We start from the raw sequence: 14,886 nt of genomic DNA on the forward strand, positions 1-14,886 counted from the left end.
ACGCCCCGGCCGGCGCCCGCTCAGGTGGCCGTCGTGCCCAGCGCGGCGCGCAGATGGCCGGCGGAGTCCGCCAGGCGGCGGGCGGCCGTGGGGCCGTCGACACCGGCGAGGACGATCAGGATGGCGTTCTTCACCTCGCCGCCCGCCTCGGTGAGCGCCCTCTCGACCTCCTCGTCGGGGGCTCCGGTGGCCAGCGAGACGATGCGGCGGGAACGGGCCCGCAGCTTGGCGTTGGAGGCGCGGACGTCGACCATCAGGTTCCCGTACGTCTTCCCCAGCCGGATCATGGTGATCGTCGACAGCATGTTGAGCACCAGCTTCTGTGCCGTGCCTGCCTTCAGCCGGGTCGATCCGGTGAGCAGTTCGGGCCCGACGACGACCTCGATGCCGTGCTCGGCGGCGGCCGCGAGCGCGCTGTGCTCGTTGCAGGACAGGCCGATGGTCAGGGCGCCCAGCGCGCGGGCGTGCTCGACGGCGCCGACGGCGTACGGGGTGCGGCCGGAGGCGGAGATGCCGACCACCGTGTCCTCGGGCCCGATCTTCAGCGCGTCGAGGTCCTCGCGGGCCAGTTCCGCGGAGTCCTCGGCGCCCTCGACCGAGGTGACCATCGCCTCGGGGCCGCCCGCGATCAGACCGGCCACCTGGCCGGGCTCGGTGTTGAAGGTCGGCGGGCACTCGGAGGCGTCGAGGACGCCGAGCCGCCCGGCGGTGCCGGCGCCGGCGTAGACCAGGCGCCCGCCGCGGGCCATGCGCTCGGCCACGGCGTCGATGGCCGCCGCGATCTGCGGCAGGCGCGCGGCGACGGCGGCGGGCACGCCCGCGTCCTCGCCGTTCATGAGGCGTGCGATGTCGAGGGTGGGCAGCCGGTCGATCTCGGCGAGTTCCGGCCGGAACGCTTCCGTGGTGAGGGACTCCAGCTCACTGCGCAGGTCTTGGGAGGTCATGGGGGGTGGCTCTCTCCGATTCGCGTGCTTGCAGTCACCTGGGGGTGGAGCGGTGCCGGTGTGCCAGCGCCTCGTAGGACGCGGCCAGCGCGGGCGCCGCACTCTCGTACGTCCGCTGTGCCACCCCGACGAACAGGCAGTCCACCACCAGGAGCTGACTGGTCCGGGAGGACATCGCGGCGGGCCGCAGCTCCGTCTCCCGTGACGTGGACGTCGTCAGCACGTGGTCGGCGTACTGCGTCACCGGCGAGTCGGGCCTGCCGGTGATGGCGACGGTGGTCGCCCCGCGGTCGAACGCGACCCGGAGCGGCTCGATGACGTCGCCGGTGGAACCCGAGTGGGTGATGGCGATCGCCACGTCACCCGAGCGGAGCTGCACCGCGTTGGTCACGGCGAGGTGCGGATCGCTGTGCGCGTGGGCTATGAGCCCTATCCGCAGCAGTTTCTGGGTCAGGTCCTGGGCGACGAGACCGGACGCGCCGATCCCGTACACATCGGTGCGGCGGGCGCCCGCGAGCGCGGTGACGGCCGCGCCGAGCTGTGCGGTGTCGAGCCCGGCGGCGGTGTCGGCCAGGGTCTGCTGCTCCTCGTAGGCGAGCTTGGTCACGACGTCGGCGATGGGGTCGTCCACCGCGATGTCCGTCGTGATCGCGGGCGCCCGGCCCGACTGCTGCTGGGCGGCCAGGCCGGCGAGCGCGAGGCGCAGATCGCGGTAACCGGGGTAGCCGAGCAGGCGGGCGGTGCGGACGACCGTCGCCTCGCTGGTGCCGGTCAGTTCGGCGAGGCCGGTGACCGTGAGGGCGGCGCAGCCGGCCGGATCGCCTGCGACGGCCTCGGCGACGCGCTGCATGGAGCGGGTCATGGACGGCGCGAGGGTACGCACCTTCGCGGCGAGGGAGCCGACCGGACTGCCGAAAATTTCCTTCACGTCCTGGGTCACCGATGAAAGATATTTTCGGTTCGGTCTCGCGGTCAAGAGTGCGCACAATGGGACCATGGAGTCATTCACCCCGCTCGAGCAGGCGCTGCACACGGCCCGCGCGCTGGTGCTCGCCGACCTGGTCGCGGGCCAGGTCGCCGAGGCAGACGTGGTCTCACTGGTGGAGGACTCCGTCGCCGAACGGCGCTGGTGGGTCGAGCAGTGGCCGGACGGCGTGCCCTTCCTGCCCGGGCTCGTCGCGCAGGACGTCCAGGACGCGCTGCTGGAGCGCTACGGCCGCTGGCCGCTGTGCCCGGTGTGCGGCGCGGGCGACCCGCACGCCCTGGACGTCGAGCCGGAACTGGGCCCCGACCCGCACTGGGTGTGCCACAAGGCCGGCGTCAAGGTCGCCTCGGTGGGGTCGCTCGGCGGGGCCACGGGCGGGACGCACACCTCATGAGGCGCCCGTGACCGTCTACATCGACCCGCCGGCCTGGCCCGGCCACGGCCGCATGTGGTCGCACCTGGTGAGCGACGCCTCCTACGACGAACTGCACGTGTTCGCCGCCGGGCTCGGCGTGCCCCGGCGGGCCTTCGAACGCGACCACTACGACCTTCCGTCGCACCGGTACGCGGACGCGGTGGCCGCCGGGGCCGTGCAGATCAGCAGTCGCGAGGTGGTGCGGCTGCTGCGCGCGGCGGGGCTGCGCCGGCCCAAGGGGCTCGCTCAGCGCCGCAGTTCGTAGGCGAACTCGGCGCCGCTGCCGTCCTCCTCGCTGACCCGTGCGAAGCCGGCCCGGCCCAGCACGGCCTGCGAGGCGGTGTTCTCCCGCTCCACGGTCGCGAACAGCGAGGCGACGTCGTCCCGGGCCAGCGCCCAGTCCGCCAGCGCGCGCACGGCCTCGGTGGCGTAGCCCTGGCCGCGGGCGCCCTCCACCAGGTCGTAGCCGATCTCCACCCGGCCGTCCTCGTCCGGCACGCCGTGGAAGCCGATGCCGCCGACCGCGCGGCCGTCCTCCTTCCGCACCAGTGCGAAGACCCCGAACTCCGGCCGGTGCACGCCCCCTTCGTACGCCTTCACCATGAAGCCGGCGGCCTCCCGCGTGCCCTCGTACGGCCCGCCCTCGAGCCAGTCCAGCCCCCCGTCGCCGCCGAGCCGGAGATCGCGGGCGACGGCCGGCCGCAGTCCGACCAGATCGAGCCGCTCGGCGGGCAGGACGAGGTTGTTGTTCCAGCGCCACTCGGTGACCGGGGCCCGCCCCGGCAGTTCGCCCCGGCCGGTCGCCCACAGCAGGGTCGGCCAGGCCGCGGGCCCGGGCTGCACGTGCGGGAACAGCCAGCCGAGCACGGCGTCGGCGAGATGGTCGGCCGGCTCGTAGGCGACGCCGAGCGCCCGGGCCACGTCGTGCGTGTGCAGGATCACCTCGGCGACGCCCATCGCGGCGAAGCCCTCGCGGTCGGCGGTGCGGAAGGGGAAGGGGTGGAAGGCGCGTACGTGCGGCGGGGTGGTGCGTACGGCGGCGGCGAGCAGCGCACCCGTCGTCCGCACGACCTCCAGCAGGCCGGCGTTGTCGGTGTCCTCGTCGATCCGGATCTCGAAGGGTGTGTAGGCGTCCTGCGGCCGGCCGGCCAACTGGCCCGCGTAGGCGATCAGATCACTCGCGACGTGCTCCACGGTCCTCCGGCAGCTCCACTCCAGACCGGCGCCCCGCACCTCCTCCCAGTCCCGCCCCGCCACCGGCCCGAGCACCGCGAGGCACCCGTCGACGGCCTTGGTCACGTCTTCCCCGTTCATAGGTCGCATGGGGCGAACCCTAGGGGTGCGGCCCGAGGGGGGCGACGGTATTTCCGGTTGTCCGGCCGAACTCCTCAGCCCGACAGCAGTTCCAGCTCGCCCGTGAGGTTGTAGCGAGCCGTGCGTTCCCAGTGCTCCCGGCCGTGCGGGGTGTGGAAGAGGCGTGGCAGGCCGAGGAGTTGGCGCAGGATGGCGGCCCGGCCCTCGCGGAAGGCGTCGCTGGGGATGAAGTGGTACTCCTCGCGGACCTCGGCCGTGTAGTGGGCGTACTCCGACGGGGGCGAGGCCAGGACGGCCAGGTCGGCGTCGCACAGGACCTGGCCGTCGGGGTCGTCGGCGGCGGGGGCGTGGGTGACGGTGAGGCGGACCAGACGGGCGGCCTCGGCCGTCTTCGGCGCCGGTACGCCCGCCTCGGGCAGCGCGCGCTCGGCCAGCGCCGCGGAGCGCTCCTCGTTCTCGGAGCGGTCGGGCAGGTACACCGCGTCGTGGAACCAGGCGGCCAGCCGGACCACGTCCGGGTCGGCGGCGTACTTCTCCAGGGTGTCGACGTGGTCGAGGACCGCGGTGAGGTGGGTCAGCGTGTGGTAGTGCCGCTGCGGCTCCTGCCAGCGGGCCAGGAGGTTGTCGGCGTACCGGGCGGGATCGGGGCCGCCGCCGGGGCCGCGGGCTCCTTCCAGGGCGCGGGCGAAGCGGGCACGCAGGGCGTCGAGGTCGGCCATACCCCCCATTGTTCCGTGACGTGTGCTCATCGGCCCCCTAGCGTGACACCCATGACGACTCCTGCGGATGTGCACGACGTACGAGACCCCGAGCTGCCCGGCCGGCTCCTGGCCGCCGAGCGGGACGTGTTGATACCGCTGCTGCGGGCGCGTGCGGACGCGGACTTCGCGCTGCCGACCCTCGCGTGTCCGGGATGGACCGTGCGGGACGTGCTGGCGCACTGTTCCGCCGCGCTGACCCGGGTGGTGCAGAGCCGGTTCGAGAAGGGCGTGTTCTCGCCCGAGTCCAACGACCGGGACATCGCCGAACGCGCCCGGTGGACGAACGCCCAGGTCGTGGACGAGCTGGAGCGCGGGATGGCCGAGGCGGGGCCGGTGATCGCCAAGGCCGGCGGGGTGCTGGACATGGTCGCGCTGGGCGAGTGGGTGCACGCCGGGGACGTGCGGGAGGTTTTGGGCGAGCCCGGGGCCTACGCGGGCGCCGGGCTGCCGGACGCGCTGGCGCTGCTGGCCCGGGTCACGCGTGACAAGGAGCACCTGTCGCTGCACGCCGACCTCGACGACATGGACGAGCCGCTGCGGCTGGGCGCCGTGGCCGCGGACGCCCCGCCCGCCCGCTACATCGGCGATGCGCCGACCCTCGTACGGCTGTACTCCGGGCGGCCGCTGTCCGGGGCGGGGTACGAGCTGGCGGGGGCGCGGGAGGGAGAGCTGAACATCTTCGGCTGAAGGGCGTCCCCGGATCGGCGTAGTCTTGGATTGGACTAGACCTGTAGCCGTCGATGAACCGCCGACGAATACCGCCGATGAATGGGGTGCCATGAGCAAGCGTGCAGTCCTGGAGGTGATCGCCCTCGACATCGAGGACGCGGTCGCCGCCCAGGCCGGAGGCGCGGACCGCCTCGAGCTGGTCACCGAGATGGCGGCCGACGGACTCACCCCGCCGGCCGCCACCGTCGCCGGCATCCGGGCCGCCGTCGACATCGACCTGCGCGTGATGCTGCGGCTGGCGGACGGGTTCGCGGCCGGTGACGTGGACCGGCTGGTCGCGCTCGCGCGGGAGATGCGGGACGCGGGCGCCGACCAGTTCGTGCTCGGGTTCCTCGACCCGGTGGGCGCGGTCGACCTGGCCGCGGTGGAGCGGCTGGTGGCCGCGCTGGACGGCTGCCGCTGGACCTTCCACCGGGCCATCGACCGCACCGCCGACCGCGACGCCCTGCGCCGCCGGATCGCCGGGCTGCCCGGTCTGGACACGTATCTGACGGCCGGAGCCGCGACCGGCGTGGACGACGGCCTGCCGACCCTGGTCGCCGAGGCGGCGCTGTGCGGCGAGCCCGGCTACGAGCAGCAGATCATGGTGGGCGGGGGACTGCGCCTCGACCATGTGCCGCGGCTGCGCGCCGCCGGGATCGAGGCGTTCCACATCGGCGGTGCGGCCCGCCCCGACGGCTGGCTCGGACCGGTCTCGGCGACGGCGGTCGAGCAGTGGCGGTCGGTGCTCGACGCGGACGCGGCCCTGGCCAGGTCCTAAGGGCCCCTCCAGGACACCAGCGGCGGGCACCCGCCGGTACGGGCCGCACACCGGCAGGGGATCCCGCCGCCTGCCGCGGGTCAGGGCGCTCCGGCGCTGGCAGGCCCGGCCGGGCGCCGTCCGCCGCCCGCCAACTGCCCCTATTCGGCGAGCTGCTCCGGCAGTGGGGCCGTGTGCGTCACGATCAGGCCGGACACCGCACGGGTCAGGGCCACGTACAGGCGGCGCAGTCCGGTCCGTTCGTCCGGCTCGCCGTCCACCACCGCCCCCGGCTCGTCCAGCACGACGTAGTCGTACTCGAGGCCCTTGGCGAGGGAGGCCGGCACCAGGGTGAGCCGGGTCTCGCGGGTCGTCTCCTCACCCGGGGCCAGGTGGGCGATGCCGGCCGCGGCCAGCGCCTCGGCGAGCACCGGGACACGGGCGTCCGCGGCGATCAGGCCCGTCGACCCCTCGTTGCGCAGCGACTCCTCGCAGGCGGCGACCACGTCGGCCGGCCCGTCGATCGGGCGGACCTCGAAGAAGCCCGGGTTCTCACGGACCGAGGCGACCGGGGTGAGCCCCGGCGCGATGTGCGGGAGCAGCCGGGAGGCGTACGTGATGACGTCGGTGGGGACGCGGAAACCGGCCGTCAGCTCCTCGACGACCCCCTCGCGCTTGCCGAGGTGGGCCAGCGCCTCCTCCCAGCTCCGGGTCGCCCACGGCGTGGTGCCCTGCGCCAGGTCGCCGAGGACGGTCGCGCTGCCGGTGGTGCAGCGGCGCCCCACGGCCCGGTACTGCATGGGGGACAGGTCCTGCGCCTCGTCCAGGACGACGTGGCCCAGCGAGTGCGTGCGCTGGATCAGGTCGGTCGCCTCGTCGATCAGCACCGCGTCCGCCGCCGACCACTTCGCCGACTTCACGCTGCGCACCGGCCTGGCCCACAGGATGGTCTTCTGCTCGTCCTCGTCCAGGAGTCCCTCGGCGTGCTCGGCGAGGAAGTCGGCGTCGGTGAGCAGCCGCAGCACGAGCTTCGCCGGGTCCACGGCCGGCCAGACCTGCTTGACGGCCGCCTTGACCGCGCTGTTGCGCGCGACCGCGTCCTGCACCCGGTCGTCCGGCGCCTCCCCGGACCGCTCCATCTGCACCAGCACCGCGTGCGCGATCCGCTGCGGCAGGGCCTCGCGCGCGGCGCCGTAGCGGATGTCGCGGTCCAGCAACTCGCGTACCAGCTCCTCCAGTTCGTACGCCGGGACGCGCCAGCGCCGCGAGCCGCGCACCACCACGACCGGCTCGGCGGGCGTGCTCACATGGGAGTACAGGGCCCGGCGCAGCACCTCGGCGAGGCGGGCGTCGCCCTTGATCACGGCGGCGGCCGCGTCGTCCGCGCCGCGCACCTCCACCTGCGCGACCAGGTCGTCCACGGTCGCCTGCTGCACGGTCAGCTCGCCCAGCGCCGGCAGGACCTGCTCGATGTAGTGCAGGAAGGACCGGTTCGGGCCGATGACCAGCGTGCCGGTGCGCGCGAGCCGCTCCCGGTGGGCGTAGAGGAGGTAGGCGACCCGGTGCAGGCCGACGGCCGTCTTCCCGGTGCCGGGACCTCCCTGCACGCAGACGGTGCCGCCGAGCCCGCTGCGGACGATCTCGTCCTGCTCGGGCTGGATAGTGGCCACGATGTCGCGCATCGGGCCGACGCGCGGCCGCTCGATCTCCTGCTGGAGCAGTTTGCTGGTGGTGGCCGCCTCGGCCGGGTCGGACAGGTGCTCGTCCTCGTACGCCGTGAGGTCGCCGCCGGTGTAGCCGAAGCGGCGGCGCAGCGCGACGTCCATCGGGTTCTTCTTGGACGCGCGGTAGAAGGGCTGCGAGACCGGGGCCCGCCAGTCGATGACCATCGGGTCGCCGTCGGCGTCGTGCACGTGCCGCCGCCCGATGTAGAACTGCTCGCCCTCCGCGCCCTCGGCCTGCGACGCGCCGGGGGCGTGCAGGTAGTCGAGCCGGCCGAAGAACAGCGGGGTGTCGCTGAGGTCGGCCAGCGCCTTGATGCGCTCGTCGATCTGGTGGGCGAGCACCGCGGCGTTGACCCAGTTCGCGGTGACGTCGCGGATGTCCAGCGCCTCGACGTCCTCGCGCATGGCGCGCAGGGCCGACCGGGACGAGGCCAGGTGGGAGCGTTCCCGGGCCAGCGGGTCGTCGAGCGGGGCGTCCGGCGAGCCGTCGAGCGGGCCGTCGAGCTGTTCGTGGGCGGGCGTGGACAAGGGGGTGCCTCCGGGTGGGCCTGCTGCGTGGCTACGACGAATGCCGTCGGTCTTCGGGCCGGCGACGATGCCGTCCGGTTTCCGGCCGGGCGGCGGCACTCCGAGAGGAGGCGGGCAAGAGCGGAGATCTTAGGTGAGGGAGGGGGCGAGGAGCCAATGGATTTAGGTCCGTCCGATTCTCTGCTGCGCGCCCGGGCCTTTCTCTCCGCCGTGCCGCCCCTTAAGGGACGAGATCGATCGGGTGTAGGGGTGCGCTCCACCCGGAGGGCTATGCGCGGCTCGCGGTAATTGGACCCGGAGACCGATTCCGGACAGGCGTCCCGCGTTCCACCATGGAGACATGAGTGCAGCGACCATCTCTCCAGCCCCGCTCCGGCCGCCGTCCGGCGCCACGGCCCTGGACGGCCCCCATCACCACCCCCTCGGCAACGTCCTGCGCGCCGTGAAGGTGTTCGCGGAGGCCGCGTTCGAGGTCGTGATCCTCGGCGAGTACGGCGAGGAAGCGGGCATACGCCGCAAGTGACGGCATAGGGTCACCTCCGTGCGGAAACGGACGGTGAAGCCCCTCCTCGCCCTGCCACCTGGTATCCCCTCGTTCCTCCCGCCGCTTCTCCTGGCGGTCTCCCTCTGCTCCTTCGCCGCCCTGTGCCTGCTGCAGCGGGCCCCGATGGCCGATGTGCTGGTCTACCGGGCCGAGGGCGCCGCCGCCCTGCACGGCGGCGACCTGTACGGCTTCACGGTCACCCACTGGCGGCTTCCGGCGACCTACCCGCCCTTCGCGGCGACCCTGTTCGCCCCCGCGGCCTGGATCGCGGCCCCCGTCCTGAAGGCGGCGTTCCTCGCGGGCAACGCGCTCCTGCTCGCCACGCTGGTCACCCTCTCCGCCCGGCTCGCCTCCCGCCCTCCGCCCCTGCCTCCGCCGTTGCTCTGCACGGCCACCGCCCTGGCCCTCTGGCTCGAACCGGTCTTCCAGACCGTCCTCTTCGGCCAGATCAACCTCGCCGTCACCTGCCTGGTCCTGTGGGACCTGACCCGCCCCCCGGGCGCCCGGGGAAAGGGACTGGCCCTCGGCCTGGCGACCGGCGTCAAACTCACCCCGGCGCTCTTCATCGCCTACCTGCTGCTGAGGGGCCGCATGCGCGAGGCGGCCACGGCGACGGCGGCCTTCACCGCCACCGTCCTCTTCGGCGTCCTGCTGCTCCCCGCGGCGAGCGCCGAGTACTGGACGCGGCGGCTGTACGAGACCGGCCGGGTGGGCAAGGCGTGGATCGTGGACAACCAGTCCCTGCAGGGGCTGATCGCCCGCGCGCTGCACGACCCGGCGCCGGGGCCCCGCTGGTTCCTCCCGGCGGCGGCCGTGGGCGTGGCCGGCCTGTACCTGGCGGCCCGCGCCCGGCACGACCGCCACGGCGTCCTGCTGACCGCGCTCACGGCCCTGCTGATCTCGCCGATCAGCTGGTCACACCACTGGGTGTGGTGCGTGCCGCTGCTCGCGGTGCTGCTGGCCGACGGCCGCGCCCTGGTCGCGGGCGTGACGGCGGCCGTGTTCACCGCCCGCACGCTGTGGCTGGTGCCCCACCAGGGCGACGACGACCTGCGCCTGTCCTGGTGGCAGCAGCCGCTGGCCTCGCCCTACCCGCTGCTGGGGCTCGCGCTGCTGGCGGGCGCCGCGTTCACCGCGGCTCAGCCGGTGCCCTCGGCCAGGATCTCGTCGGCGTCCACGATCCGGTAGGAGTAGCCCTGTTCCGCCAGGAACCGCTGGCGGTGGGCGGCGAAGTCCTGGTCGATGGTGTCGCGGGCGACGACCGAGTAGAAGTGGGCCTGGTGGCCGTCTGCCTTGGGGCGCAGCACCCGGCCGAGCCGCTGGGCCTCCTCCTGGCGGGAGCCGAAGGTGCCGGACACCTGGACGGCGACCGTGGCCTCGGGCAGGTCGATGGAGAAGTTGGCGACCTTGGAGACGACCAGCACGCTGATCTCGCCCTCGCGGAAGGCGTCGAAGAGCTTCTCGCGCTGGGCGTTGGAGGTCTCGCCCTTGATGACCGGGGCGCCAAGGTGCTCGCCCAGCTCGTCGAGCTGGTCGATGTACTGGCCGATGACGAGGATCTGCTGCCCGGCGAACCGGCGCACGATCGCCTCCGTGACCTTCCGCTTGGTCGCGGTGGTGGCGCAGAAGCGGTACTTCTCCTCCGTCTCGGCGGTCGCGTACGCCAGCCGCTCGGAGTCGGTCAGGTTGACCCGGACCTCGACGCAGTCCGCCGGCGCGATGTAGCCCTGCGCCTCGATCTCCTTCCAGGGCGCGTCGAACCGCTTGGGCCCGATGAGGGAGAACACGTCCGACTCGCGCCCGTCCTCGCGCACCAGGGTGGCGGTGAGTCCCAGCCGCCGCCGCGCCTGGAGATCGGCGGTGAACTTGAAGACCGGAGCGGGCAGCAGGTGCACCTCGTCGTAGACGATGAGCCCCCAGTCACGGGAGTCGAAGAGCTCCAGGTGCGGGTAGACGCCCTTCCGCCGGGTCGTCAGCACCTGGTAGGTGGCGATGGTGACCGGGCGGATCTCCTTCCTGGTCCCGCTGTACTCGCCGATCTCGTCCTCGGTCAGCGAGGTCCGCTTCACCAGCTCGTGCTTCCACTGCCGGGCGGAGACGGTGTTGGTGACCAGGATCAGGGTGGTGGACTTCGCCTGGGCCATCGACCCGGCGCCGACCAGCGTCTTCCCCGCGCCGCAGGGCAGCACGACGACACCGCTGCCGCCGTGCCAGAAGTTCTCCACGGCCTGCTTCTGGTAGGGGCGCAGCGCCCAGCCGTCCTCCAGCAGGTCGATCTGGTGCGCCTCGCCGTCCACGTACCCGGCGAGGTCCTCGGCCGGCCAGCCCAGCTTCAGCAGCGTCTGCTTGATCTGCCCGCGCTCGGACGGGTGCACGATGACGGTGTCCGGATCGATGCGGGCGCCGACCAGCGGGGCGATCCGCTTGGACTTCAGCACCTCCTCCAGCACCGGGCGGTCGGTGGTGGTGAGCACGAGCCCGTGCGCGGGGTGCTTGGAGAGGGTGAGGCGGCCGTACCGGTCCATCGTCTCGGCGATGTCCACGAGCAGCGCGTGCGGCACCGGGTAGCGGCTGTACTGCACCAGCGCGTCCACGACCTGCTCGGCGTCGTGCCCCGCCGCGCGCGCGTTCCACAGGCCGAGCGGGGTGACCCGGTAGGTGTGGATGTGCTCGGGGGCCCGCTCCAGCTCGGCGAAGGGCGCGATGGCCCGACGGCAGTCGTCGGCCCGCTCGTGGTCGACTTCCAGGAGCAGGGTTTTGTCCGACTGGACGATAAGCGGTCCGTTCACCTACGCACTTCCCTTCCGCACGGCCAAACGTCCAGTGTGCCCTACCAGCGGGTGATCGCGGCGTGGCCACCGCAACCCTCGGCGCCCGCCGCGGGTCTTCACCTGCGGGTACGGCGCGGGGCGCGGCCCGGTGAGGGAGGTCGGGGCTATGTCGGTGGGCAGGTGGGGGACCGGTCTGGCGGCCACGGGGGTACTGGTGGCGACCGGGGTGTGGGCGATGGGGCAGGGCGGCGACGGCCTGCAGGGGCGCACGGGTGTCGACGGACGGCTGTGGCGCGCGGTGCGGCCGGTGATAGAGGCCCGGCTGGTGGCCGACTCCCGGGGCGGCGGGTACGGGGAGGCGGTGCCCGGACTGCGGGCGCGGTGGTTCTGCCGGGCGCAGGCGCGGGACCTCGACGAGCACGACGGCCTGGTGCGGGCGGGCGTGAGCACGCTGTGCCTGGAGTACGGGGTGCGGGCGGGCGCGCTGCTGGAGTGCGGCGGCGCCCAGGGCCCGCAGGTGCTGCGGCTGCGCCAGGACGCGGGCGCGCCGGGCGGCTACCGCGTGGTGTCGGCGCTGCGGCCGCCGGACGGCGTGGGGTACGGGCAATGGGTGGACGCCAACTTCGGCCACCGGGCGGATCCCGGCGACTCGATGCCGGCCGGCACCCTGCAGGCCACCGCCCGCGCCCACTTCGGCCTGCCCGTGAACGCCCCGGTCCGGGGCTGCTGACCGGCTCCGGACCGACGCCCACCCGGCACCGGCACGCTGGCGCCGGTGTCACTCCCGGCCGGGCTGCCCGTGGACGCGCCGTCCAGGACCCTTGACCGGACTGCAGGACATGCCCGGGTCACTCCTCCAGTTCGGCGACCCCGGTGATGCGGTGCAGCGGGTACGTGCGGACCTCGTCGGCCGTGTGGTCGTACGCCGTGACGAAGCCGCCCTCGACCCGGATCGGGGCGATCACCCGCTGGCTGGCGCTGCCTTCGGCGTTGACGTAGCCGATCCACAGCGCCTCGCCGGTCAGCACGGCGGCCTGCACGGTGGCCAGGGTCTCGGCGGAACCGGTGCGCGGCAGCTCGCCCCGGGCCGGAGCGGCGCCGGTGGCCTTGCGCGGCGCGGTGGCGGCCAGGTCACCCGCCCGGATGGCCCGGATCGCCGCCGAGAGCAGCGTGGCGTCGGGCGGCGGCGGGCCGTCCGGCACCGGCTCGGGCGCGGTGCGCGGCGGAGTGCGGTGGGCATGGGCGCGGGCGATGAGCACGTCCCCCTCGGCGGACTCGGCCGCCGGCGCGTAGCCCATCGCGCGCAGGCCCTCCAGCAGGGTCGCCGGGTCCGCCTGGGTGGCGAGGACGGTCGGCGCCAGCCTGCGCAGCCGCAGCGCGGCCGACCGCTTGTCGGCGAGGATCTCGTTCAGCAGGGCGTCGTCGTCGCAGCGCACGTACGCGGAGGCCGCGCCGACCCGCAGGTGGCCGTGTCTGCGGGCCACGTCGTCGATGAGGTAGGCCAGCGGCTGCGGGACCGGCGTGCGGGAGTGCGCGGTGAGGAAGGCGTGCAGATCGGCGGCGGCCCGCCCGGCGTCCAGCGCACGGCGCACCGAGGCCGGCGTGAAGCGGTAGACGGTCGCCCCGCCCTTGGACTCGACGTCCGCGAGGACCCCGAGCGTCTCGGCGAGCGGCCGCCGCAGCGGGCCCGGGGCCACCGCCGTCAGGTCGGCCTGCAGCAGCACGTGGTCCAGGGGCTCGGGCAGCAGCGGCGCGAGCAGCCGGGCGGCGGCGCCGGCGGCGACGGCCTGCTCGGCGGCGGTCGGCGGCTCGGCCGGTGCGGCCGGACGGTGGTGCACGGGCAGCTTGTCACCGGGTCCGGCGGACCGCGCCCCGCCCGCCGGCTGTCCGGGCGCGGTCCCGCCCAGCAGCGCCCGGCCGTGCGCGGACAGCGCACCCCGCCCGGTGACGCCGAGCAGTTCCGCCTCCGCCAGGGTCCAGCGGGCGAGCCGGGAGCGCAGGTCCTCCTCCCCGTCCGGCCGGGGGCCGCGCAGCGGCCGCTCCCAGCGCAGCCGGGCCAGGACCGCGTCGGCGGCCGGCGCCGCGCCCGCCGGGAGCCCGGCCAGCAGGGTCAGCACCCGGTGCCGCACCTCGGGCGCCGCGGACCGGTCGAGCCCCGGGCCGAGCGCCGACAGCGTGCGGTCCTTGGCGTCCCGTCCGCCGATCAGCCCCGGTGTCCGGGTCGCCGCCAGCCAGGCCTGGGCCAGCCGGGCCCAGCGCTCGGCCGGCGGCAGCTCCAGCCACTCGTCGTGGGCGGGCGTGGCCGCGTACCGCTCGTCGGCCTCGCCGTCGGAGGCGAGCAGGCCGGCCGCGTAGGCCAGCTCCACCCAGAAGGCGGCGACCGGTTCGGACACGTCGAGGGCGACCGCGGTCCGCTTCAGGTCCCGCACGCTCAGACCGCCGGCCCGCAGCACCGCGGGCCCGCCCTCGTCCCAGTCCTTCAGCAGCTCCTCGACGGTGGCCAGCGCGGTGTAGGCCTGCCCGGCCGCGGTGGCGTCCACCACCTGAGCGTCGTGCGTGGTGGCGGGCTCGACGGCGGGCGGACGCGGCTCGGGCTCGCGGTGGGCGCGGCCCTCGCGCAGGTGCAGCGCCACCTCACGGGGCAGCACCACCGTGCCCGGCGCGGTCGGCAGCAGCAGGCCGCGGTCGAGCAGCCAGCGCAGATGGGCCGCCGGATCCGGGGTGACCTGCCCGTACGGCGGCCCCCACACCAGCCGGGACAGCACCTCGCGGGAGGCTTCCGGCGCCTGGGAGAGCAGCTTGGCCATCTTCCTGCGGTCGGTGAACAGGCCGGTCAGCGCGGCCACCGCGGAGACCGAGTCGTGCGTGGAGGGCAGACCGGCGCACGCGACGATCTCCTGGATCCGCCCCGGCGACATGCCCGAGGTGGCCTCCTGCACGCTCGGGCCGAGACCGGTGGGGGAGGGGTGCTGCGCGGAGGGCGCGAGCAGTTCCTGCGCGGTGCGCACCAGCCGCAGCCGGTCGTCGTCGCCCCACACCAGCGCCTGTTCGCGCAGGGTGGCGACGGCGCGGGGCAGCGCGGCGGCGACGGCCGGGTCCCCCGTGTCACCGGCCATCAGACCGTGCAGCGTGCCGTACGACGCCGGGTCCGGGGCCACCGCGAGCGCCTCCGCCGTCTGCAGGGCGAACCGGTCCAGCCGCTCCAGCGCCCGCAGCACCGAGGCGCGGGTGCCGGCGCGGGTGGCGAGCTGGGTGAGGTCGGTGGGCACGGGGGTGATGAGATCGGGGCGGCTGCGCAGCAGCGCGGCCAGCGAGGCGTCGTCCCTCATGCGGAGCGATTCGGCGAGGGAACGGGGGGCTGAGTTGGCCTCGGGGCTCATCTGACCCACGTTAGCGGGTGCCGTGCCGAACGCCGGGCGGCTGTTCGGCGCC

At 74.4% G+C, this 14,886-nt stretch carries 14 protein-coding genes; 7 read left to right on the forward strand and 7 right to left on the reverse strand.

Features of this window, described 5'->3' with window-relative positions:
- Positions 1 to 20 precede the first annotated feature (20 nt).
- Together murQ and TNCT1_RS12575 are read right to left on the reverse strand one after the other, a co-directional pair.
- On the reverse strand, positions 21 to 944 hold the full coding sequence (murQ, locus tag TNCT1_RS12570) for an N-acetylmuramic acid 6-phosphate etherase (RefSeq protein WP_143630978.1): 924 nt from the start codon (positions 942 to 944) through the stop codon (positions 21 to 23).
- A gap of 34 nt (positions 945 to 978) precedes the next feature.
- A complete protein-coding gene (locus tag TNCT1_RS12575; protein ID WP_143630979.1) occupies positions 979 to 1,884 on the reverse strand; it encodes a MurR/RpiR family transcriptional regulator in 906 nt (301 codons plus the stop codon).
- Positions 1,885 to 1,939: 55 nt separating this feature from the next.
- Here TNCT1_RS12575 and TNCT1_RS12580 point away from each other — a divergent pair, with 55 nt between their 5' ends.
- Entirely contained in the window at positions 1,940 to 2,323 is a 384-nt protein-coding gene (locus TNCT1_RS12580) for a hypothetical protein (RefSeq protein WP_143630980.1), read from the forward strand.
- Positions 2,324 to 2,330: 7 nt separating this feature from the next.
- The gene (locus tag TNCT1_RS12585) at positions 2,331 to 2,609 is read left to right on the forward strand and encodes a DUF4031 domain-containing protein (protein ID WP_143630981.1); all 279 of its coding nucleotides are present in this window, start codon (positions 2,331 to 2,333) and stop codon (positions 2,607 to 2,609) included.
- Here TNCT1_RS12585 and TNCT1_RS12590 read toward each other — a convergent pair.
- Both TNCT1_RS12590 and TNCT1_RS12595 read right to left on the reverse strand, forming a co-directional pair.
- On the reverse strand, positions 2,591 to 3,643 hold the full coding sequence (locus tag TNCT1_RS12590; RefSeq protein WP_373920471.1) for a GNAT family N-acetyltransferase: 1,053 nt from the start codon (positions 3,641 to 3,643) through the stop codon (positions 2,591 to 2,593). The two genes, TNCT1_RS12585 and TNCT1_RS12590, sit on opposite strands and share 19 nt — an antisense overlap.
- Positions 3,644 to 3,732: 89 nt before the next feature.
- Complete coding sequence (locus TNCT1_RS12595; protein ID WP_143630983.1) at positions 3,733 to 4,377, reverse strand: hypothetical protein; 645 nt, start codon at positions 4,375 to 4,377, stop codon at positions 3,733 to 3,735.
- Positions 4,378 to 4,428: 51 nt separating this feature from the next.
- Here TNCT1_RS12595 and TNCT1_RS12600 point away from each other — a divergent pair, with 51 nt between their 5' ends.
- On the forward strand, positions 4,429 to 5,106 hold the full coding sequence (locus TNCT1_RS12600) for a maleylpyruvate isomerase family mycothiol-dependent enzyme (protein ID WP_143630984.1): 678 nt from the start codon (positions 4,429 to 4,431) through the stop codon (positions 5,104 to 5,106).
- A 91-nt stretch (positions 5,107 to 5,197) separates the two neighbouring features.
- Positions 5,198 to 5,908, forward strand: coding sequence for a copper homeostasis protein CutC (locus tag TNCT1_RS12605; protein ID WP_143630985.1), 711 nt, complete (start codon positions 5,198 to 5,200; stop codon positions 5,906 to 5,908).
- Positions 5,909 to 6,048: 140 nt separating this feature from the next.
- On the opposite strand, the gene TNCT1_RS12610 is transcribed toward TNCT1_RS12605, so the two are convergent.
- Positions 6,049 to 8,139 (reverse strand): UvrD-helicase domain-containing protein, encoded by a 2,091-nt coding sequence (locus tag TNCT1_RS12610; protein ID WP_143630986.1) that lies wholly within the window; start codon positions 8,137 to 8,139, stop codon positions 6,049 to 6,051.
- Positions 8,140 to 8,479: 340 nt separating this feature from the next.
- Here TNCT1_RS12610 and TNCT1_RS12615 point away from each other — a divergent pair, with 340 nt between their 5' ends.
- Together TNCT1_RS12615 and TNCT1_RS12620 are read left to right on the forward strand one after the other, a co-directional pair.
- Complete coding sequence (locus tag TNCT1_RS12615) at positions 8,480 to 8,662, forward strand: hypothetical protein (protein WP_143630987.1); 183 nt, start codon at positions 8,480 to 8,482, stop codon at positions 8,660 to 8,662.
- Between the two features lie 144 nt (positions 8,663 to 8,806).
- A complete protein-coding gene (locus tag TNCT1_RS12620; protein WP_143631515.1) occupies positions 8,807 to 9,871 on the forward strand; it encodes a glycosyltransferase 87 family protein in 1,065 nt (354 codons plus the stop codon).
- Here the strand turns inward: TNCT1_RS12620 and TNCT1_RS12625 are convergent.
- On the reverse strand, positions 9,823 to 11,472 hold the full coding sequence (locus TNCT1_RS12625) for a DNA repair helicase XPB (RefSeq protein ID WP_143630988.1): 1,650 nt from the start codon (positions 11,470 to 11,472) through the stop codon (positions 9,823 to 9,825). The two genes, TNCT1_RS12620 and TNCT1_RS12625, sit on opposite strands and share 49 nt — an antisense overlap.
- Positions 11,473 to 11,620: 148 nt before the next feature.
- On the opposite strand from TNCT1_RS12625, the gene TNCT1_RS12630 reads away from it, so the two are divergent.
- A complete protein-coding gene (locus TNCT1_RS12630; protein ID WP_143630989.1) occupies positions 11,621 to 12,184 on the forward strand; it encodes a hypothetical protein in 564 nt (187 codons plus the stop codon).
- A 118-nt stretch (positions 12,185 to 12,302) separates the two neighbouring features.
- Here the strand turns inward: TNCT1_RS12630 and TNCT1_RS12635 are convergent, their stop codons facing one another.
- On the reverse strand, positions 12,303 to 14,834 hold the full coding sequence (locus TNCT1_RS12635) for a helicase C-terminal domain-containing protein (RefSeq protein ID WP_143630990.1): 2,532 nt from the start codon (positions 14,832 to 14,834) through the stop codon (positions 12,303 to 12,305).
- Positions 14,835 to 14,886 lie beyond the last annotated feature (52 nt).

The sequence above is a fragment of the Streptomyces sp. 1-11 genome, from assembly GCF_007176755.1.
Classification (GTDB): Bacteria; Actinomycetota; Actinomycetes; order Streptomycetales; family Streptomycetaceae; genus Streptomyces.